This is a genomic window from Algoriphagus sp. UBA3586 (assembly GCF_002376385.1).
GTDB lineage: Bacteria > Bacteroidota > Bacteroidia > Cytophagales > Cyclobacteriaceae > Algoriphagus > Algoriphagus ornithinivorans.
In genome coordinates this window covers 1-22763 of record NZ_DFMT01000050.1, presented here as the reverse complement: position 1 = coordinate 22763, position 22763 = coordinate 1, and the positions used below count along the sequence as shown (strand labels likewise).

Below are 22763 nucleotides of genomic sequence, written 5' to 3'. Positions count from 1 at the left end.
TGCAAAGGGTTCTGAAAATTCCAATTCAATTTCCTATTTTCAAAAATGCCTTTCAATCAAAACCCGCTCTTTGTTGCTGGAGCGCTTTGTGTTGCCGTTTTTTTTGCAATCTGGTTAACCCGATTTTCATGGGGAAAAACCGTAGGAACTCCCATTCTGGTGATCTTAATCTGTGCCATTTTATCCAATGTAGGTATCATTCCCAGTGCCATGGGTGGTCATGTGGTTTATAATGGAGTTTTCAATTATTTGGCACCTTTAGGGATTTTTATTGCCCTTTTGGAAGTCGATTTAAAAAGCATCAAGAAAGCTGGATTGCCTCTTTTATTGATGTTTTGTTTGGGTACACTAGGAACAGTCATTGGAGTATTTGTAGCCTGGTTCGTGGTTCAGCCTCAATCCGAAATAGGAGATATGGCTTCTGCTGTGGCGGGCATGTTTACGGGCACTTATATAGGAGGAAGTATCAATTTCAATGCGGTAGCCCTCAGCTATGGAGTCAATGAAAACGGAACTTTGTATGCTGCAACTACTGTAGTGGATAACTTAATCGGTACACCTTGGATCATTGCCACTTTGATATTGCCGAGGTATCTGCAAAAACTTTTCCCTCGAAAAAAGCTGCAATCTGCCAAGCAGGCTCAGCAGATTCCAAGCGTAGAATTTATTTCACTTTCCTCCTTGGCTTCCATTTTAGCATTAGGCTTTTTGGCTATGGCTATTAGTCGAGTTTTGGAATATTATATTCCCCAAATTCCGGAAATCATCACTTTAACGACCATTGCCTTGATCCTCGCACAGTTTCCCTCAGTGCAGCAGTTGCACGGGAAGCATACTTTGGGATTTTTCTTTATTCTGGTTTTTCTCGCTGTAATAGGAACTCTCTGTGATGTGGGGGCACTTTCGGGAGTAGGATCTTTAGCAGGTACTCTAATCTTGTTTGTGGGCTTACTAGTGCTGATTCATGGTGTCGTGATTTTCGGTTTGGGAGCCTTATTCAAAATGGATTGGGATGTAATAGCTGTGGCCTCTCAAGCAAATGTGGGCGGGAATACTACCGCCATAGCAGCTGCTGAAAGTTTGGACAGGCCTGACCTGCTGATTCCTGGGGTTTTGGTAGGGAGCTTAGGAAATGCCTTGGGAACCTATTTAGGTTTTATGGTAGCGGGAATATTATAAAAGCCCTCAAATCAAAAGAAATGAGGGCTAAGGTAAAGGTGGTGGTGTTTTTTTTAGAAATAAAATGCAGTGCTGACTATCCCATAATAATCTGCTCTGGTTGGTAAATTAAATTTGTCTCTGAATACGGCATCTTTATTTACTCCATATTTTCCTTCAGCTCTGAAAGTAATCCAGTTAGAAGGTAAATATTCGAAAGTTAGAGTAGTAGCCTTAGATTGCCAGCCATTGGGAGTATTGGTTTTGAGTTCGGGTATGATGTTACTTGGATCATAAATGTATTCAAACCTAGAGGCAACGCCAAACTTGTCATTGATTGCATAACGGGCTGAGAATGCCGGAGCTATCACTTTATTCCAGCCTTTTTGGGCTGCTGGTTTGCGCTCAACCATGATGTCTAAGACAGGTAGAATAAGCAACCTTTTTGATAACCAGATTCGATAATAAATATTCTGATAATGCCTGAAGAGAGGTTTGGGTGCCATCAAAGACTGCTCATCAGCAAACATCAGGTTCCAGTTACCAACTATTTTACCGGGTTTATTGAGCGTCCAAGTAAGAGCATAAGCTTTGGTGGTGTTGGTCTCTCTTATCACTTGCCAGCCGTTTAAAACCATCGCGGTAAATGTGTTGAATTGATCAGGTTTGTAGTGTAACCTAATTCCCGCTTCATAATCGGGAGTAAAATCTGCAATATATGCCCGTGTTGCATGTAGATTTTCCTTATTCAGTACTATTTCAGCTCCGAAGTAGGAAGGGAATATACCCGCTTCAATTGCCCATTTAGGATTAAGATGGTAATAAATGGCCATCTCTCGAATTATTTTGGTAGAGGGGGTTTCTTCCACATAAAGGGCATCAACAATATGTCCTGAGTGTAAAGCCAATCGGAATCGAAATTTATTTTCAATTTCATATTGAGCCTGAACAAAGGCATAGGACATAGAAAATTGATTCGCATACAAGGGGTAACTGGTAAAATCTCTCCGTCCGTATTGAGTGACTTCATTTTGGGTAATGGGATCATAAAAGGTGTGAGTCTTTTGAGGCCCAAATACATATCCGAAATCACCGTAAAGATTTAAAGTCAACTTTCCATCATTAATCTGGGTGGACAGAAGATCCTTGATTTTAGAATTTTCCTGAGGAATGCTGTCACATAAAGATGTAAATGCAGCAGATGCTGGTATTGCAGAGTAATAGCAAAACAAGGCCAGCATTATGATTTTTTTCATAATTGAAATATTGAAATAAACAGGGTAGAATGAAGACAGCTAGCGTATTTCAAGCTGTTAGAAGAAGAGAAAAAATAGGCTAAAGCCTGAGAACCCTATTGAAAAGAAAAATGGGTAAGGTGGAATAAATTGATTTCTCCTTCTGATAGAGTAAGCCAATTCTTTGGAAGAAGTGTCTTTGATTTTCAGCAAAAGAAAATGATAAGAAGAAGCCAGTTTTGAATTGGCTTTGAAAATGGAAGGACTGAACCTGACTTTGAATCCCTACCAACTCCTGACCATCCAATGATGGAAATTGAAGCTGATCAATATGGGAAGACGTATGGCTTACAAAACTGGTTTGATGAAAATTGTTTGCCAAGCTCTTCGGAAGAAGAACCAAAACAGACAAGAGTAAAATGATGCTTAAGGAAGCAACAGTGGTCCGTAAATTCATCGGCTGATTATCGCCGCGAAGCTAGCAAAAAAGAATTCTATTTTTCAAAATGTAGGCCGAGTTTATTTTTCATGCCCTTTTTTTAATTATGTATATGTTAATAATTCATCGTTTTCTTGCCAAATCTCAAACGATCAAAAATAATCTTTGAAATATTTGAAAATATTGTTTGGATTCTATTTTACTTTGCATCGTGAAAGAGGAGAGGGCCAGACAATATCTCAATCCGCTTTATTCACGAACCCTTATTTTACTGCATTTAATCCTAGATTGAATTTATGAGATTGATCACGCTGATTTTTCTCTTTTTTGCAGGTCTTCTTTCTGTCATCGAACAGGAGGGGGAAGGGAGGATTATTTCATCAGGCGAACAGCCAGTCTCTTTCGAATTACAGGAAGGATCCTTTGACTATCAAGATTTATTTCTTCCTCATATTTCTCCAGTTCAGGGAAAAGTAAATTCCTCACAGCGCTGGAGAGAATGTAAAGATTTTAACCCAGCAGAAATTTATTTTCCAATTCTCCATCAAATCGGGGAGTTTGCGAAAATTGAATATACCCAAATATACTTCCTGCCTCATTTACTTTTCAGGCATACAATTGAAGTCAACGCTCCCTGATTTTTTGATAAGTACCTACTAATTCCCCAGGCTAAGTGTAGTCCGGTTATTCCATTTATTTTCTAAAAAATATCATGAAAACAGAAAAACAAGTAAGTTTTTCCAAAGGGAAAACTTATGCTAAAATCCTATTATCCATTACCATTCTAAGTGCATTAGTTGTAGGTATTAATTCCTGCACAGAAGTTAAATCCAAAAATACCACTGAAAAAGAGGAGCCGCTTATTCCAATTTTGGAACTGCAGCCTCAAACAGTGGAGGTTCCTCAAACATACATCTGTGATATTCAAGCGATTCAGTTTGTAGAAGTAAGATCCAAAGTAGAGGGTTTTGTAAATCAAATATTCGTGGATGAAGGTCAGCATGTGAAAAAAGGCCAAAAGCTTTTTCAGCTATCATCCGCTGAATACAATGAGTTGGTGAATTCAGCAAGAGCTAATTTGATGAAGGCTAAAGCTGAAGAAAAAGCAGCCAAAGTCGAAAGAGAAAGGCTATTGGTACTGGTGGAGAAAAATATTATCTCCAAATCAGAACTGGAGTTAGCTAATTCCAAACTCTCTGTAGCTGAATCCCAAATTGCAGAGGCTGAAGCTCAGCTAAAAGGTGCCCAAATGGGGCTTTCCTATACGACTGTAAAAGCTCCTTTTGACGGAATCGTGGATCGCATTCCTCACAAAATCGGCAGCTTGGTTAATGAAAACGACTTACTGACATCGATAACAGACATCTCTTCTGTATTTGCTTATTATAAAGTCAATGAGAGTGAATACCTCAGCTTTATGCGAACTCAAATTGAAGGAAACGATTTCTCATCGCTTGACGACAAGCTTTCTTTGATTCTTTCCGATGGAGAAAAATATCCTGAAAAGGGCCGCTTGGAAACCACAGAAGGCGATATTGAAGAGAAAACCGGTTCTATTGGTTTCAGAGTACGTTTTCCAAACCCGGATAAATTGATCAAGCATGGTGCTTCTGGTAAAATCCAGATGATGAGCAATTTGACTGATGTATTCTTGATTCCTCAGAAGGCGACTTTCGAAATACAAGATTTTACCTATGTCTATGTAGTAGATAAGGAAAATGTAGTGAAAGTGAGAAGCTTCAAGCCTCTTCAGAGGATGGGTGTTTATTACATAGCTCAAGGTTTTGAGCCTGGAGACAGGATTGTTTTGGAAGGAATTCAACAGCTACAAGATGGCGCAAAAATCCTTCCTCAGGCAATTGCTGCAGGTGATGTTTACTCAGACATGATTTCCTCTAACTAATCGCAACGGCTAATTTATTGCCACATGTTTGAGCTCTTTATCAGGAGACCCATACTCTCCACTGTGATATCTATATTTATCACGCTCTTGGGTTTGTTGGCCTTTACCTCATTGCCAATCACCCAGTTCCCGGACATTGTTCCGCCTTCAGTGACAGTGACCGCAAAATACACTGGCGCAAATGCCGAGGTATTAGCGAAGGCTGTTGCTACTCCGCTCGAAAGAGCAATTAACGGTGTTCCAGGAATGGAATACATGACTTCCGTCAATACCAATGACGGTATTACCCTGATTAATATTGTCTTTAAAGTTGGCACCGATCCAGACCAAGCTGCTGTAAACGTTCAAAACAGGGTGGCAACGGTCTTGGATGAATTACCTGAGGAGGTTATACGAGCCGGAGTTCAGACAGAGAAGGAAGTCAACAGTATGTTGCTTTACCTCAACCTGACTACCACTGACTCCACTCAGGACGAGAAGTTCGTTTACAACTTTGCAGATATCAATATTCTTCCAGAACTAAAGAGGATCGATGGGGTGGGTTTTGCCCAAATCATGGGGATGAAGGATTATGCCATGAGAATTTGGTTGAAGCCGGATCGATTGGCCGCATACGATATTTCTCCTCAAGATGTAACCGATGCGATTCGTGAGCAAAACGTGGAAGCAGCACCCGGAAAATCAGGGATCAGCTCGGACAGAGATCCTCAAGCATTACAATATGTATTAAAGTATACTGGGAAATTTAATCAAGAAGAAGACTATCGAAATATCACCTTGAAGGCTTTGCCTGATGGTTCATTATTGAAACTGAAAGATGTGGCAGATATTCAATTTGATGCCTTGGAATATAGCATGGTTTCGATGACGGATGGTAAGCCTTCTGCCTCCATCATGATTAAACAAAGACCAGGATCAAATGCAAGAGAGGTAATCAGCAATATCAAAGATAAAATGGTGGAGCTGGAAGGTTCATCCTTTCCTCCGGGGATGAGTTTCAACGTTTCATATGACGTAAGCCGTTTCTTGGATGCTTCTATCTATGAAGTAGTAAAAACCTTATTGGAAGCATTTATTCTAGTTTTCTTGGTGGTTTATCTCTTCTTACAGGACTTTAGGTCCACTTTGATTCCGGCCATAGCTGTTCCGGTCTCGCTGGTGGGGACCCTGTTCTTCATGCAGCTCTTTGGGTTTTCTATCAATTTGCTAACTCTATTTGCATTGGTGCTCGCTATCGGTATAGTGGTGGATAACGCCATTGTAGTGGTGGAGGCTGTTCACGTAAAGATGCATGAACTTAAGCTCAATGCCTTAGATGCTACAATTGCCGCAATGAAAGAAATTGGGGGTGCAATTGTGGCTATTACTCTTGTAATGTCCGCTGTGTTTATTCCTGTGAGTTTTCTTTCCGGTCCAGTCGGAATTTTCTACAGACAATTCTCCTTAACCCTAGCAATAGCTATCGTGATTTCCGGAATTAATGCATTGACCCTTTCTCCGGCTTTGTGCAGCATTTTGTTGAAACCCATGCATCATGGAGAAGAGAAAAAGTCTCTGATAGGACGTTTTTTCCTTGGCTTTAATTCAAAATACGATGCCTTGGCTGGAAAATATGCCAGTGTGCTGAAAGGTATTGTAGGTAGAAAAACAATCACTTACGGTTCTCTGGTCTTGTTCTTTGGCTTGACTTATGGAATGTTATCCATCGTTCCTACAGGTTTTATTCCAAATGAGGACCAAGGGATGATTTACGTCAATGTGACCACACCTCCCGGAGCAACTGTAGATAGAACCTCCACCATTATGGATGAGGTACAGGCAGCATTGCTTCCTATGAAAGATGTGGAGACAGTTTCCACATTGGCCGGATACTCTTTATTGACTGAGACTGCAGGTGCATCTTATGGTATGGGAATGGTCAATTTGAAAACCTGGGATCAAAGAGAACAAAATGTCAATGAGCTAATTGCTGAATACACTGAAAGAACCTCTCATATCAAAGGGGCTGACATTCAGTTTTTCGCTCCTCCTCCGGTTCCTGGTTTTGGTAATGCTTCTGGATTTGAAATGAGACTTCAGGATAGATCTGGCGGTGACTTAGGCAACATGGCAACAGTTACTGAGGAATTTCTGAAAGCCTTGAACGATCGACCTGAATTGGAAGGAGTCTTCACCAACTTTGATCCAAGCTTCCCTCAGTTTTTGTTGAGTGTCGATCATGATAAAGCTGCAAAATTGGGAGTCTCAGTCAATGATGCTATGGAAACGCTTCAGAGTTACATCGGTAGCTACTATGCATCCAATTTTATCCGATACGGGATGATGTACAAGGTGATGATTCAGGCTTCACCTGAATACAGAACCTCACCGGAATCTTTATTGGATATGTATGCTAAAAACAAAGAGGGTGAGATGGTCCCTTATTCCAACTTTGTCAGTTTGGAAAGGGTGTATGGACCAGAGCAGCTGACCAGATACAATATGTTTACTTCCGCCTTGGTTTCTGGTGATGCCGCACCAGGATACTCATCAGGAGATGCGATTAAAGCTGTAGAAGAGGTCGCTTTACAAACTTTACCTAGAGGATTTGATATTGACTGGTCTGGAATTACCAGAGAGCAAATTGCCTCGGGAAATCAAGCTGTCTACATATTCATCATCTGTTTGGTATTCGTTTACCTGCTATTGGCAGCACAATATGAAAGCTATTTCCTTCCTCTTTCTGTAATTCTGTCCTTACCGGCAGGGATATTCGGAGCCTATTTCTTTCTCTATTTGGTAGGCTTACAAAATGATATTTATGCGCAGGTTTCTCTGGTCATGCTTATTGGCTTGCTAGGTAAGAATGCGATTCTAATCATTGAAATAGCCATTCAAAATAGAAATAAGGGCGTCTCTATACTTCAAAGCGCGATCAATGGGGGCATGGAACGTTTGAGGCCTATTCTGATGACCTCTTTTGCCTTTATCTGTGGCCTGATTCCTTTGACCATTGCTTCCGGTGCAGGGGCAATCGGAAATAGAACAATCGGAACGGCGGCAGCCGGAGGAATGCTGATAGGAACGCTCATAGGAGTCTTTCTGATCCCGGGGCTTTATGTGGTTTTCGAAACCATCGATTCAAAATTAAAAGCTAATAAGGCTAAATCATCTCCAAAAATTCTTGTTGAGCAAGAAGTATTCGCATGAAAAATCTAGGTTTTGTTGCCTTAATATTCTTTTTGCTGGTGACAGGTTGTGCCAGTATAAAAGAAAACTCAAAAGAAACGAACCCGACTTTGCCGCTGGCATTCGAAGGTATTGATTCGCTAAGAACAAGCATAGGCTTACTGAAATGGGAAGAATATTTTCAGGATGAAAATCTGAAATCACTCATTAGGCATGGCTTGGTTCATAATCAGGATAACCGAATTGCATTGGAAAGAATCACCGCTTCCCGAGCAGGAATGAAGGCAGCAAAAGCTGCAATTTTTCCCGCCGTCTCAGGAATTGCAGGTGCTTCCCAGCGAAAATTTGGAGATTATACGATGGATGGGGTAGGAAACTGGGATACCAACCGTTCCGAAACCATTCCGGATGATAAAAGGATTCCGAATCCATACAAGGATTTCATCTTAGGAGCCAATTTCAGCTGGGAATTGGATGTATGGGGAAAATTAAAGAGTAAAAGAAAGGCAGCAACTGCACGTTTCCTCGCTTCAGAACAAACTTCCCATGCTGTGAGAACCATGCTGGTAGCAGAGATAGCTAAAAACTATTATGAGTTATTGGCGGTGGATCAGGAGCTTCAGGTATTGAGAGAGTCAATTCAGCTTCAGCAAACCGGTCTTGAACTCATGATTGACTTAAAAATGGCAGGGAAAGCGAATCAACTAGCAATCGATCAGTTTGAGGCCCTTTTGCTCAACTCCAAATCCAAGCTGGAAGCCAATAGAAGAGTGCAGAAATCTCTGGAGTATGAACTCTCAAGATTGGTAGGAGATGGAAATATAAAGCTTACCCGAAGTAATTTGAATGAAGTGATAGAAATGCCTAGGCTACTTGCCGTGGGGATTCCTGCAAATTTACTTCAAAACAGACCGGATTTGCGCGCTGCTGAGTTGGAATTGAAGGCTTCTCAGGCGGATGTTTCAGCAGCTAAATCTGCCTTTTTCCCTTCGATATCCTTGTTTGGGATGGCAGGCTTCAATGCGTTCGAATTTAGCAGACTCTTTTTCCAACCCGCTTCAACAGCTTACCAGTTAGGCGCGGGATTGACAGCTCCTATTTTCAATAGAAGAGAAATCCAAAAAGAGTACATGTATGCCAAAGCAGATCAGAAAATCGCCTTTTTGGAATATGAGAAAAAGACCCTAAATGCCTACTTAGAAGTTCTTGATCTGGTAAATCAAATTAAAACCTACGAAAACCAAATGAAATTGAAAGCAGAGGAAGTAGAGGTTCAAAAAAGATCAGTTGATAATTCCTATACACTATTTACTGTGGGATATGCGAATTATCTGGAAGTTATAAATGCGCAAAGCAGAGCTTTGGAATCGGCCGTAGAACTGGCAGATTTAAAAGCGTCAAAACTTCAGTCCCATGCGCTCTTGTACAGAGCTTTGGGCGGGGGTATGGAATAATGGATTAGGTTTAGAGATGGTTAAAGAGGGAGTCGATAGGCTCCCTTTTTTTCTTTAGGAATCAAAAAAGCTGAATCTGTCCAGGCTTGGAAAATTGCTGAATGCCTTCCAATCTGAGAAGTTTCTTTTTGGCTTCCAATCCTCCTGCATAACCTACCAAACTTCCATCCGAACCTATAATTCTATGACAAGGTACAATGATGGATATTGCATTAGCTCCATTGGCTGAGGCAACAGCCCGAATGGCATCCGGATTTTGGAGTTGTTGGGATAAGGCTAAATAGCTTTTGGTTTCTCCAAAAGGAATTTGAATCAAGGCATTCCAAACCGATTTTTGAAAATCAGACCCGACAAAATGCAAGGGCAATTCGAAAGTTTTTCTCTCGGAGTTGAAGTATTCATTTAACTGGACTACTGCTTTTTCCAAAATAGGATGATTCCCTTCCTGATATGTTACATTTAATCCACTTTGAATTCGCTGATCAATAGCCTGACGCATTTTTCTGTATTTCCAGTCACAAAGGCAAAGTTGATCCTCGAAAACTCCCAAGAGAAGCTCTCCCACAGGAGATTGATAGGTTTGAGTAATTATTGTTTTCATCTTAAGGTCTTCTATATGCTTGGCGAGCCAAAATTTTCCATCCCCCTTCTTCCTTTACCCAAACCAGCATCACTCCTAAATTGAGTTTCCTAAGTTCTCCATCAACCCAGATGGATCCATTGACCAAGTGTCTAACAATACCCAAATCTTCTGAGGCATAGCTGATTTCCTGTTCACTGATGTCCCAAGTTTCATAATCGTTGATTTTCTCTTCGAATATTTTCAGAAATGCCTTTTGACTCTCAATTACCCCACCGCTATGTCCATAGCTCAGTTGTGTGGAGGTGAGAGCTCGGAGCTTTTCCACGTTTTCTGAGAGAAGTGCCTGCGTCAGCTCAGTCATTTTCCCTTCCAATTCGGTTTTGGATTGAGCGAATAATGGTGCATTACAGCAATATAGAAAAGCGAAAATCAGCAGGCATTTTTTCATAAGGAATAAGTTTTTTGGTATTTTGATAATTCTCAATTTTAGCAGAATATAATGTAAGGGTTCATTTTGCTTATTTTGAATCATGATACTATTCCCAAATCAATTAAAATTTTTCAATACAGGAACTAATATGTTCAAAAACATAAGAGTCAAAAATCTTAATAAGGGAATTTACTAGGGTCACCCTGAGCGCCTGCCTGACGTCAGGCAGGGAGTCGAAGGGTCCTCGACTCAGTTCGGACTGACCTAAACTTCATATCAACAATTAATTTCAATTGGGATGACATCTCCCAAGATAATAAACTCCCAATCTTAAGAGATAAAGGTTTTTTACTCAACGACAGCTTCTGCCTCAATTTCTACCAGATATTCATCTCCAATTAAATCCGCTTTGACCATAGTATTGGTAGGTTGGATCTCTGCAAAGCGTTCTCCGTGAGCTCTGGCCACTGCTTCCCAATCTGAGATATTTCTGATGAAAATTCTGGTTCTGATCACATCTTCCAATTTTCCTCCCAAAGCCTGAATAGCCCCTTCCAATTTGTCAATGATAAAATGTGTTTGGGCAGCAGGATCTAAGCCTCCCATGGCAAATGAACCATGAGTAGCCGTGGTACCTGAAACAGAGATTCGATTTCCTTTTCTCACAGCTCTGCTAAAGCCTGCAATATCCTCCCATATCGTTCCGCTAAGAGCTTTGGTTCTTCCATCGTTTCCTTTCACAGTAGGATAGGGGGCAGGAAAAGACTCTACATGATGGCTTAAGTCTCCCGAAGCAGTCAAAAAAGGAGGTTTTCTATACTCGTCCCCACAATCTCCAGGGATTGGATCAAAGGTATTCAAGACCTCCTTAATTTTTTCTTTGTCCTGATCTTCGATTTGTAGTTTAAAAAGCTTTTGATTGTCCTCAATGTGAGCACTTTTTCCAAGTCTGGCTCCGATGATGACTCCTCCTACTGCCGGCTGATCCATCATATATCTGCTGGCCACATTGGCGATGCCTACCTCCTGTTTCTTGGCTACTTGATCCAAGACTTGAAGTAAATTCTGGAGTTTATTCCAGCCACCGATCTGATCTACAAATCGCTTGTACTTCATCTGTGACCAAGTCAGCTCATCATTCAACAAAGGCTCTTCTTTTCCCAGCCATTTTTCTGAAAGAAATCCACCTCCAACGGTTCCAAAGGCCAATAATTTGATTCCATGCTGCAAGCAAAGTTCTGTCATCTTTCCGGCAGCTCTTTGATCCAAAAGAGAATAACAAACCTGATTGGAAACCACCTTGATGCCTGAATTAACAACAATATTTAGATGTGCGGTGTCGAAATTGGTTAAGCCCAAATGCTTGATCAGTCCTTCTTCTTTCAGCTCCTGCAACCAAAAAAGACAATCCACCCAAGAAGGATGTGAATATTGCCAAGCATGAAATTGCATCAGATCGATTTGCTCAGAATGCATTCTTGTTAAAGCTCTTTCCACTGCTTCCCTTACCTGATCTTTGCTTATGTTTCCGGGAGAGGGTACCCACTTGGTGAAGAATTGGGCATTTTCTTTCCCGTATGTTTGGATGTAAGTGCCGGTGATTTCTTCGGCCGAACCATAATGATCCGCCATATCAAAAGTGGTAAAACCAGCTTCTGCATAGGACTTCATAGCTTTTGCAGCTTCATGGGGATTTACCTTGTTTCCATCTCTTTCCAGATCGGCAATTTGCCATAATCCAGTCAAAACAGGACATATATTCAACCCGGGAGCCAGTTCTATAGTGTTATTTTCTTTGCTCATAATTTTTAAAGGACTTAATCAGGTAATTCTGAGAATCGTTTTGCTACATCTACTCCTGACTTTTTCAGTTGTGTCCATTGATAGGAGAATAAGAGAGATGCGATTAGCAAAACCAAAAGGTAGACCCAAGTACTGTGAAAGTACCAATCACTTACCTGAGCATTTAGATCTTTTGAAATATGGATAATGAGGAAAGTTGCCAAAAACAGCATGCCTAAAATGGCCAATATTCTTTGAACATTTCGGTTTTTGATGGTTTTGATTTCTCCAGCCAAAGTTGGATTTCGAAAGGGCAAGAAAAACAGGGAACAACTCATCAGCAAGAAATTGATCAGCATGGAAGTTACCATAATGTCTATTCCCAAAAAGAAATCCCCCGCAAAATGACTTCCCAATACTCCAATACTTGCCATAATTCCGCTGAGAATTAAAGCTGCATAAGGTGTTTGGTATTGTGAGTGGATCAGTGAAAGTTTATTGGGAAATATGCCATCCTCTGCCCAGGAAAAAACCAGTCTGGAAACGGATAAAATCATAGCCGGTAAATCATTCAATAAGGCTATGGCGGCGCCGGCGAGAATCAGGATACCGACAGTTGGGTTGAGTACATAACTCAGAATACCTGCTGCAGAAATATCTTTTTGCAGGGCTTCTTCGGCTACAAACTGCCAAGGCACCGTATGGTAGACAGCATAGGTAAATGCGATGTAGAAAATCCCTACGCCCAATATGGCCAATGCTATGGCTTTAGGTAAATTTTTGGAAGGGTTTTTTGCCTCCCCTCCGGCCTGGGCTATGGAGTCAAAGCCGATGAAGCTCGAAAATAAAAGAGCGGCCGCAGTTAAAAATGTACCCCAACTGAAATCCGCGTCGATCAGGGAAATGCTTCTATTTTCTTTTTTTGAAAGTGCTTGCAGAAAATCCTGATGCTCAAAACTCAATCCTGAGAAAATAACAACAGCACCTAAGGCAAACATTAATAACATCAAGGGGATGAGGGTTCGCTCATAAAATTTAAGTCCCCGGATATTGATTAAGGTGAAAAACCAAATCAGAAATAGGGCTAAGCTAACCCTAACTATTCCGATTTCCAGAAAACCTGCAACTGAAGTCCAAGCCAAAGCCCATGCAACATCCCGAAAAAAAGGGATGACTACATAAGCAATGACCCCAATTACGATAGATAGCCCAAACCATTGGGAAAAACTGGCGATAAATCCAAGATAGGGGTGTAAAGATCTGCTGGCATACAAGTAGGAACCACCTGCTCTAGGCATGGCCGTACTGAGTATGGCATAGGCAAAAGCAGCTAAAAGTGCTGGAATGGCAGCAAATAAGAATGCAGGAATTACATAAGGCCCGATCCCGGGTACATTCCTTTGAATCATAAAGGGTACTACATAGATAGATGCTCCTATCATGGAGCAAATTCCTGTAGCTGCCAAGCCCAACAAACCCAGCTGTCTTTTAAGGTGATTTTCCATAGGTGAATTGATTCCGAAAATAGGAGAAGAATCAAGGAATCAAAAATGGAATGGTTTAAAAGGTAGGTCTAAGATGGAAGATGGGAGACCGAAGACAGAAGACCGAAGATGGGAGAAGGAAGACCAAAGACCTTGCCTGCTGCTCAAAAATTACATTGAAGTTCAACCCTAGCAAACACCGGTCATCTAACTTCGGACACTTGACACTAAACCAAGTCAATCCTAATCAAGTCAGAGCTTTTAAATGCTTGTTTTTCCAATCCTTTGCTTCTTAACCAATCCAAAAAGGTTTGCACAGAATCCAAATCCATTTTTCCCCAAGAATCCTCATTGCCCAAATGAGGAGCTGAATAGTTGAGGCATTTCATCAGATCTATATCGGCATCATTTTCAGCCAAGTGATTTTTTAGAATGGCAATGGCTTCCTGCGGATTTTCTTTGGACCAGAGAAACCCCTTTTTGCTGGCTTGAAGAAATTTAGCATAGAGATCAGGTTCCAAGTCGATTTTCTCCCTGCTTCCCGAAATGACAGGAGAATAGGAGTAGGGGATATCGTGATCACTCATTTTGAAATAATTAAACTCATACTTCATTTTCTCTGCCACTACACCTTCCCAATTCATAAAAATCCAGGTTGAGTCTGCATTTCCTTCAATCAGCCTGTCCCAAATGCCTAGCTTTTCAGGATAGCTTATTTTCAAATCTCCTTTTCCACCATCATTCTTGACCATTTCTTTGACAATAGCATCTTCATACTTTGCCTCATAGGAAGCGTAAACTTTTCCATCCAAATCCTTGGGGGAATTTATATGGCTGTCTTTTCGAACAGCAATAGCACTCAGGTCCTCCTGAAAAATGGCAGCTATTCCTAAAAGAGGAAAGCTATTTTCCTTGGTTCTATAGCTGATCAAGCTTTCCGTAGGACAAAGAGCCAGATCAGCTTTACCTAATTCTACCTTTTTGGCAGGAGTGAGCGCATAATTGTCTTCAGAAGGACTGATCAAATTCACATCCAGATCATATTCCTTAAAAAAGCCTTGATTTTGAGCTACAAAAAAGCCGATATGATTGATGTTTGGAGTCCAGTCGAGTGCAAGGTTGATTTTCATCATATTGAAAATTCTTTTAGGTTTTGGTAATAAAAAAAGATCCACAATAAAGTGAACCTAAAACTAAAAGCACTGCCTTTCAAAAAGGTTTGAAAAAACCCAAAGAAATGGAGAGAAGAAGAGGATTTTTATTAAATGAGTATGTTATTAGCCCTAAACTGAATTTACATTTCCAAGCGAGGAAATAGACACTAATCCAAGTGAGGGACTTATACTTTTTCATGAAAACAACTTTGTTTTAAAAATCGCTTTCGTACCCTTCCTTATTTTTCTGGAATTGCCGAGATTTTTCTCTTCTATACCTACGGCATGGTAGAAATAACCTGTGACTTTTCACTACCTAGCTTAAATCCCTACAGTATTATTTGGAACTAGTAATCTCCAATGATTTACCTAAAGTCGCGAAGCGACGATCGATCTTACAGCCAGAGATTTTAATCTCTGGAACTCTTAAGTTGATAATAATAAATTGAAAGAGTCCCATAGGGACGGCCGATTTTGAACGTGGTCTAATGGTGCCTCATTTTCCTTTCAGTTGAGCTGTCACTAGAGTATATCTCTTCCTAAACTTAATTTCTATTTCCAAAGAAAAGATTGTCTCTAATCTCGCCGAAGGCATATCTTGGTTAATATCTTCTATTCCAATATTTCGCCGCAGGCGTATTTTTTTTATTTCCACTGTATTTCTTATAAACTCCAGTTACTGAATAGAAATCTGAGTCCCAAGACTGGTATTCGAACTTCCACCTACATAAATGTCAAAAGCTCCTGGCTCTATGATATAATTCCCCTGATTATCATAAAAACCCAAATGACTTTCATCCAATTCAAAAGTAATTGTTCGAGTCTGCCCTGCTTCAATCAGTGTTTTTTCAAAAGCCTTCAGTTCCTTGTTGGGTCTGGTCACCGATGCCACGATATCATGAATATAAAGCTGAACCACCTCTTCACCCGGTCGCTGACTTTCATTCTTTACATCTACCGAAACAGTCACTTTTCTTCCTTCATTGGAAACTTTCAGGCCGGAATAGGTGAAGTTACTATAGCTCAAACCATGTCCGAAAGGATATAGGGGATCATTGCTGATATCAGAATAATGGGACCAGAATACTACATCACCTCCCGGAGGAGTTGGTCTTCCTGTGCTTTTTTGGTTGTAATAAATGGGCAACTGTCCCACAGATCTTGGGAATGACATAGGTAGCTTACCGGAAGGATTATAGTCTCCAAAAAGCACTTGTGCAATCGCATTGCCACTTTGGCTTCCCAAATGCCAAACCTGAAGGATAGCAGGGATATTTGCATCAGCCCAACTCAAATCCAGCGGACGACCACTCATGTTGACTAATACTGATTTTGGGTTAACCTTTTGGATTTCCTCCATCAGCTCTTGTTGCAGTCCCGGCAAACCAATATCAGACCGACTTCTTGCTTCCCCTGATTGAAAACCATTTTCTCCCAAAACCAAAAGAACTATATCCGCATTGGCAGCCACTCTTTTTGCTTCCGCAAAGCCACTTCTGTCATCGGTATTGATTTTTACTTCCGTGATAAAAGCCGTAGGGCCAAGGATCAAATCAGCTCCCTTCGCATATTGATAGCTGTTTCCCGGGTAGTTTTGCAAACCTTCTAAAACCGAAACAGCAGAATTGCTAACTGCCTCTGCTCTCCAGTTGCCAATCGGACTATCCTTATCATCAGCCAGATCACCAATCACAGCGATTCGCATTCCCTCTTTCTTCAATGGAAGAATCTGCCCTTCATTTTTTAGCAGAACAATGGACTTTTTGGCCATTTCCAATACTCCCTGAATATGCTCTTTACTTCCAATGATCTCCTTCTCTCTTTCATCATTGCAATACTTGTTGGGATCATCAAATAAGCCTAATTCGTATTTGATTCTCAGAATTCTCCGAACAGCGTCATCTATCAGCTTTTCATCAACTTCCCCCGATTCGACCAACTTCTTTAATTCATTCAAATAGATATAAGACTCCATGTCCATATCCGAACCCGCAGTTACAGCATAGGCGGCAGCAGCAGCACTATCGATCGCGAATCCATGAGGAATCATCTCAGCGATGGAACCCCAATCTGAAACCACAAAGCCATCAAATCCCCATTTTTCCTTGAGTATTTCTCTTTGTAAAAAAGCATTGCCAGTGGCAGGAATTCCATTCAAATCATTGAATGCATTCATAAATGTTCTTGCCCCGGCATCCAAAGCAGCTTTGAAAGGAGGTAAAATGATATTGTACAAAGTGGAGGTGCCTACATCCACCGAATTGTAATCTCTACCGCTTTCTGAAAAACCATATCCCGCAAAATGCTTCACGCAGGCAGCCAAGGTCAAAGGGTCCGAAAGATCTTCTCCCTGATAGCCTTTCACTCGGGCTATGGCGATCTGTCCGCCCAAATAAGGATCTTCTCCAGCACCTTCCATTACTCTTCCCCAACGTGCATCCCTGCCAATATCTACCATGGGAGCAAAAGTCCAGTTGATCCCAGCAGCGGCAGCCTCTCTGGCACCTATTTCGGAGGATCTACGGATGGCTTCCATATCCCAACTTGAAGCCTCTGCCAAAGGAATGGGACTCATGGTCTGAAATCCATGAATCATATCATAGCCTATAATCAGAGGTATGCCCAAACGACTTTCTTCTACTGCAATTTTTTGTACTTTTCTTACTTCTTCCACGCCAGTCACATTGAGCATGGAGCCTACCAAACCCTTTCTAAGATTTTCATACTTCATAGCCGCAGCCCCTTCTTGGGGAGTGGGTCCGGTTATTTCCCAGAAACCATTGTACTGGTTCATTTGACCTATTTTCTCCTCCAAAGTCATAATGGACAGCAAACTGTCAATTTTCTCTTCATAAGGGCTTTCCGAAGAGCTGGAACTTGAGTTGCTGCCTGAGTTGCAAGCAAAAATCAAAGCAAGTAAAAGGAAGAAGGGTATATTTTTCATAGCTAGCTTGGGTTCAGAATAATATTGGGGTAAACATTAATTACTTCTCATCCTAAAATTCATCAGAAGCCAAATTCTCTTTGATAAGTGGGCTTAAAGACCGAAGACAGAAGGCCGAAGCTTGCATTAATTGTACTTCAAGCCGTTTTCTAAGCCTTTTAAAATGGTCACGGGTGAAAAATGGATATGCTTAAAATTAGAAGTTTATTTTGAAAATAAGATGGAATAGCCTCTAAACCAAGAGGAATAAACTACATCAAAAATTCATCAGGAGATTTCGAAAGGCTCAATATGAATCAAAACATGACCTAACTCAGGTATTTCTCTTTTTAAAGTATCCTGAAGCTGATGGGCGATATCATGTCCTTCCCTTACTGTTAGATTTCCGTCCACATTGGCATGCAGGTCCACATGATATTTCATGCCGGCTTTTCGGATGTAGCACTTCTCGGTTCCATTGACTCCCTGCACTTGGGAAGCAATTCTTCGGATTGCTTCTGTTAATTCTTCATGATTATCCTCATCCATGACCTCGCCCAAAGCAGGTCGGAAGATATTGTAGCAGTTGTACAATATAAAGGCTACCGCAATCAGGGCTGCATAGTCATCCGCGACTTCAAATCCTTCCCCTCCAAAAATCGCAATCAAGATTCCTATAAAAGCAGCCACGGAAGTAATCGCATCACTTCTATGATGCCAGGCTTCGGCTTTGAGGGAACTGCTTTTGAGTTTTTTGCTCCTGTTATTCACCAACTGAAAGGATATTTCCTTCCAAAGGATAATGGCCCCCAGTACCCATAAAGTCCAGGATTTGGGACTGGGGTGGGGGGTGAGGATATTTTGAACAGCTTGGTAGGCGATGGTGGCGGCAGAAACAATTAGAAAACCAACCACCAAAAAAGTGATAAGAGGCTCTGCTTTTCCATGCCCATAAGGATGATTATCATCAGCGGGTCTTGCGGCATATCGAATTCCTATCAGGACCAGGATACTGGCAAATACATCCACGACAGATTCAATAGCATCGGCGATAAGGGCAAAAGAATTCCCGAAGAAGCCTGAGAAAAACTTGATTACTGCCAGCGCAGCATTGCCAAGCATACTAAAAATCACTGTTCGTATTGCCAGATTTTGTCGAGCCATGGGGCGAAGGTAGTGATTAATAGAATTATTGTGGGGAGAGTAATCGTGTAATTGGGAGGAGGGAGCTAGTTATTGGTTATTGAGTTATTAGGCGAGAGAGCCAATTTTTGTTCAGAGTTCAGTGTTCATAGTTGTTAACCGCTTGAATGGATTGTTATAGCAATGGAGAAAACTCAGCCGCACTTACTTCGATATTCGACATTCGGCGTTCGAAATTAGTAGGGATGAGTAATCGTGGGAAGGGAGTGATTGGTTATTGAGTTATTAGGAATGAGTAATCGAGTAATTGAGTAATTGTGCAATTGAAAGAGTGATTGTTCAGCATTCAGGCTCGCTAAAATGTCTTATCTAAAGGAAGGGAGTTAACTTGCCCGCCGTCAATCCTAATACGTCAATCGTAACTTTCTATAGTCGGTTTAATTTCAAAAACTTAGCTTATAAACTGGGTGTAAATAATTTTTTAGGAATTCTTCACTCCGCTATTTGAACTAATCTTGATTTTTACTTTCTTGTAAGAAGTTTTTCGTCCACAGAAAATTGGTTTTTTAAGTTGATGTATCCCAGAGCCATTCTCAATCCCATTTATCAGATTACATTCGTTTGCTGTCGTATAATAGCTCTTGAAATTCTTAAAGGGCAGTTTTTTGGAGTTCCCGAAGGTTTCGGAGATAATGGATATAGACGCCATGGAGAGGGGAAGTTAGGTATATATAGATGTTGTGTGCAACCATAAAACACGGAAAGTAAAATCATAGAATTATGGAAAAGCAATGTTTAGAAGCACTACGAAAAAAAAGACGTGAACTTGATTACTCACAGGAATATGTAGCCGGAAAATTGGGAATTACCCAAAAAGCCTACTCGGACATAGAAAATGGAAAAACGACTTTAAAAGATGGAATTCGTTTGAAGTTGTCAAAAATTCTTGACCTAAACCCCGATGATTTGTGCCCTATATCAAATTCTTGTAGCCACATATACAAAGCAAAAAACGAGGAGTTTATTAAGTTGTTAAAGAAAAACAAAATCGAAATCCCCAAGCATCTATTATAATACTAGTAATTTTAGGTATGAATTAGAAGCTTGACTACTTGTGTTTTATGATTTCTACAAATAATTTCGAATTAACAAAAACATATGCAAAAACAACTTTTTTATATTTTATCACTTCTATTTTTCCCTATGGTTTCATTTTCTCAAATAATAATTACCGGCCAAGTTGTTGATGCAGACGGCAGCCCAATAGAATTAGCGACAATTGCAGTATTCTCATCTGAAAATGAATTTATCAAAGGAGATTTGACCGATGAAACAGGCAGTTTTGTCATTGAAGTAAACAAAGGACATTATACAATTCAGATAACATACTTACAAAGTATCCTTTACCAAAAAGAAGACGACTTTCTCGAACATACAAACTTTGGTATAATCGAAGTTGAAAGCTCTATTCAGTTAGACGGGGTAGAGATCACAGCAAGCAATCGACCAGTAATAGAAAAGGAATTAGGAAAATACACCATTCAAAATCCCTCCACATCTCCTTTTGCAAAAAACAAATCAACTTTGGAGTTTTTGAGGTTTGTCCCTATTCTAAACCTTGACAACCAAAACAGCATCAGTATTCTGAATAAGGGCACAGCCACCATTTATCTTAACGGCAGAAAAGTTGAGGACAACTCAATGGCATTAAGCATATTGAAGTCCCTTCCCTCTGAGAATATAAAAATAATCGAAATCATTACGACCCCTGATAGCCGTTTTGATGGTTCCACAAGAAACGGTATTATAAATATCATTACGAAAAAAGAAGACGAAGGCCTCAGAGGGGCGGTCAATTCTACAATCTCGCAATCATATTTTAACTCTCAAAACCTGAATGGATTTCTGTCTTATTCCAAAGGTAAAATATCTACCACCACAACACTCTCATTAGACAATTCAAAAATCTTTGCGAGTTCCGATTACAGCTACAATAACCTTACTGATGATATTCAAACACAAATTAAAACCAACTCGGTTTCAAGATATAGAAACATTAATGGTAACCTAAACCTAAACTACGAAATAAGTAAAAATCAAAACATTGGCATCCAATTTTTTACAAAACTGAATGATATTTCCAACAAGCACCAAATCACCAATATATTTAAGCCTTTTAATGCGATACAATTGGATTCTGTTTACAATTCTGAAATTAGCAGCCAATCCCCCGATTACTTAACAACATATAAAGGCAACATAAACTATAATATTAAAATAGACAGCCTCGGCAGTAATATAGATATTGAGCTAAACAGATACCAGAACAACAACAATATCTATACACAAAATATTTTTACCCAAATTACAAACGATAACTCCCTTGAAATTACCCGTTTTTTGCAAAACCCCGACATCATAACATTAATTGGAAACTATAAAGCAGACTACACAAGGTTTCTTGATGAAGACAACATACTTAGTATTGGGGCATTTTTTACCAGAAGTAAAATAAACAATGATTTTTTCTTTGGCGATTTTGACGGAGCTAATTACGTTTCCGACCCACAGCAGACCAATAAATTTGAATACAAAGATGATATTTTAGCCGGGTATTTCAATATTGAAAAGGTTTTCAACGAAAAATGGGAAGGACAATTGGGCTTGCGTGTTGAAAACTTCAAAGCACAAGGTAAAACTGAGACCGACTCAGAACAGCTAAAAATTGATAACACATACCTATTTCCGTCATTTTCACTATTATTCCTTCTCAACGACAGCAACGAGTTTTCACTTGACTTTGGTTCCTATATACTAAGGCCGGGGTATTCCCATTTAAACCCATTTATTCATATCACCTCACCAAATTCTTTTAAAATTAACAACCCAAGCTTGAAACCCATATTGACCTATGAACTTAACTTTAACTATTCGTTCCAGGAAAATTATATGCTCGATGTTGGATATGAGATAAACAAAGACCTTTTCAATGAATTCGATATTGTCTTGCCCGGCAATGAGATTATGACTACCACAGCTAACTACGGAAACTCCAATGCAATCTTTTTTAATTTTATCTACTCCAACAGATTTTTCAAAAATAACTGGGATCTTTCAGCCATTTTAGACTATTCCTATGAAAAGGCAAAGGGCAGTTTTCAAGGAGTTGATATGGGTTTTTTGAACAGTCGATATTCATTTAAAATAAAAAACCAAATCAATTTAAGCAAGGAAAAGGATTTCTCACTTGGAATGAATTACGGCTATTCCAGCCGGTCAAGATTTGTTGGAGGTGAATTCAATGGCTTACATTCCCTTGAAGTTATCATCAGTAAAAATTTCAAGAATTTCAATATTTCCATTGGTGGTTACGACCTCGTAAGAGCTGATTTAAGGATTTCTGAATACAAACAGAATTATAATTTCAGCAAACTAATAAAATACTACAAAACAGCATTCATAACTTTTAACTACCAGTTTGGAAATAGGAAAGTAAAAAAAATACATGAGAAGGATGATAAAGAAACAAATAGAAGGTTGCTATAAGCAAGGCTTAGTCAGAACGCCTAAAAGTAAAGTTTTTGGCAAACCATATCAAAAATTTAAATTTTATGGATACTAAAAGTAAGTTTACAAATTTCGTTGCAAAGTTAGAGCAAAAAATGCTTGATAGCAACCAAGAATCAATGGTTCTCCTTGGCATTCAAGGAGAAGAAATAGGAGGTTCAAATGGCTCATGTACAAATGGGGTTGCGGCCTGTAGTGGATCCATCAACAATAGAAAATGTACCAATAGCAATGATACTGGTTGTACCGGATCGATAAACAGTAGGACTTGTAATATACAATAAGACTAATTCAATTTACCCAAATTTTCCGCTTATAGTGCTCTTTCCGCTTGAAAGTT

General features: G+C 40.0%; 16 protein-coding genes. 7 read left to right on the top strand and 9 right to left on the bottom strand.

Annotation, left to right across the window (positions count from 1 at the left end; all coding sequences use genetic code 11):
• Window positions 1-45: 45 nt before the first annotated feature.
• Complete coding sequence (locus tag B2906_RS18185) at window positions 46-1179, top strand: DUF819 domain-containing protein (protein ID WP_219956485.1); 1134 nt, start codon at window positions 46-48, stop codon at window positions 1177-1179.
• A gap of 53 nt (window positions 1180-1232) precedes the next feature.
• Here B2906_RS18185 and B2906_RS18180 read toward each other — a convergent pair whose 3' ends face one another.
• Window positions 1233-2414 (bottom strand): porin, encoded by a 1182-nt coding sequence (locus B2906_RS18180; protein ID WP_219956484.1) that lies wholly within the window; start codon window positions 2412-2414, stop codon window positions 1233-1235.
• Between the two features lie 79 nt (window positions 2415-2493).
• Window positions 2494-2850, bottom strand: coding sequence for a hypothetical protein (locus B2906_RS18175; RefSeq protein ID WP_219956483.1), 357 nt, complete (start codon window positions 2848-2850; stop codon window positions 2494-2496).
• Between the two features lie 278 nt (window positions 2851-3128).
• On the opposite strand from B2906_RS18175, the gene B2906_RS18170 reads away from it, so the two are divergent.
• The 4 genes from B2906_RS18170 (at window position 3129) to B2906_RS18155 (ending at window position 9357) form a co-directional block, all read left to right on the top strand.
• Window positions 3129-3470, top strand: coding sequence for a hypothetical protein (locus B2906_RS18170; RefSeq protein ID WP_219956482.1), 342 nt, complete (start codon window positions 3129-3131; stop codon window positions 3468-3470).
• A gap of 74 nt (window positions 3471-3544) precedes the next feature.
• Window positions 3545-4735, top strand: coding sequence for an efflux RND transporter periplasmic adaptor subunit (locus B2906_RS18165; RefSeq protein ID WP_219956481.1), 1191 nt, complete (start codon window positions 3545-3547; stop codon window positions 4733-4735).
• A gap of 24 nt (window positions 4736-4759) precedes the next feature.
• Window positions 4760-7924: an efflux RND transporter permease subunit gene (locus B2906_RS18160; protein WP_219956480.1), complete on the top strand. Its 3165-nt coding sequence runs from the start codon at window positions 4760-4762 to the stop codon at window positions 7922-7924.
• Complete coding sequence (locus B2906_RS18155) at window positions 7921-9357, top strand: efflux transporter outer membrane subunit (RefSeq protein WP_219956479.1); 1437 nt, start codon at window positions 7921-7923, stop codon at window positions 9355-9357. Before B2906_RS18160 ends, B2906_RS18155 begins: the two co-directional genes overlap by 4 nt.
• A gap of 61 nt (window positions 9358-9418) precedes the next feature.
• Here B2906_RS18155 and B2906_RS18150 read toward each other — a convergent pair whose 3' ends face one another.
• The 7 genes from B2906_RS18150 to B2906_RS18120 form a co-directional block, all read right to left on the bottom strand.
• Window positions 9419-9958, bottom strand: coding sequence for a methylated-DNA--[protein]-cysteine S-methyltransferase (locus B2906_RS18150; RefSeq protein WP_255590356.1), 540 nt, complete (start codon window positions 9956-9958; stop codon window positions 9419-9421).
• 1 nt (window position 9959) lies between these two features.
• Complete coding sequence (locus B2906_RS18145) at window positions 9960-10388, bottom strand: nuclear transport factor 2 family protein (protein ID WP_219956478.1); 429 nt, start codon at window positions 10386-10388, stop codon at window positions 9960-9962.
• Window positions 10389-10718: 330 nt separating this feature from the next.
• Window positions 10719-12173 (bottom strand): aldo/keto reductase, encoded by a 1455-nt coding sequence (locus tag B2906_RS18140; RefSeq protein WP_286942169.1) that lies wholly within the window; start codon window positions 12171-12173, stop codon window positions 10719-10721.
• Between the two features lie 14 nt (window positions 12174-12187).
• Window positions 12188-13657 carry an APC family permease gene (locus tag B2906_RS18135; RefSeq protein WP_286942166.1) on the bottom strand — a complete coding sequence of 490 codons (1470 nt, stop codon included), beginning with the start codon at window positions 13655-13657 and terminating at the stop codon, window positions 12188-12190.
• A gap of 206 nt (window positions 13658-13863) precedes the next feature.
• Window positions 13864-14769, bottom strand: a complete 906-nt coding sequence (locus B2906_RS18130; RefSeq protein WP_286942163.1) for an ABC transporter substrate-binding protein — start codon at window positions 14767-14769, stop codon at window positions 13864-13866.
• Between the two features lie 697 nt (window positions 14770-15466).
• Entirely contained in the window at window positions 15467-17734 is a 2268-nt protein-coding gene (gene bglX, locus B2906_RS18125; protein ID WP_286942160.1) for a beta-glucosidase BglX, read from the bottom strand.
• A gap of 267 nt (window positions 17735-18001) precedes the next feature.
• On the bottom strand, window positions 18002-18877 hold the full coding sequence (locus B2906_RS18120) for a cation diffusion facilitator family transporter (protein ID WP_219956473.1): 876 nt from the start codon (window positions 18875-18877) through the stop codon (window positions 18002-18004).
• 759 nt (window positions 18878-19636) lie between these two features.
• Here B2906_RS18120 and B2906_RS18115 point away from each other — a divergent pair.
• Together B2906_RS18115 and B2906_RS18110 are read left to right on the top strand one after the other, a co-directional pair.
• Window positions 19637-19930 (top strand): helix-turn-helix transcriptional regulator, encoded by a 294-nt coding sequence (locus B2906_RS18115; protein ID WP_219956472.1) that lies wholly within the window; start codon window positions 19637-19639, stop codon window positions 19928-19930.
• 84 nt (window positions 19931-20014) lie between these two features.
• The gene (locus B2906_RS18110; RefSeq protein WP_286942158.1) at window positions 20015-22402 is read left to right on the top strand and encodes an outer membrane beta-barrel protein; all 2388 of its coding nucleotides are present in this window, start codon (window positions 20015-20017) and stop codon (window positions 22400-22402) included.
• Window positions 22403-22763: the final 361 nt, after the last annotated feature.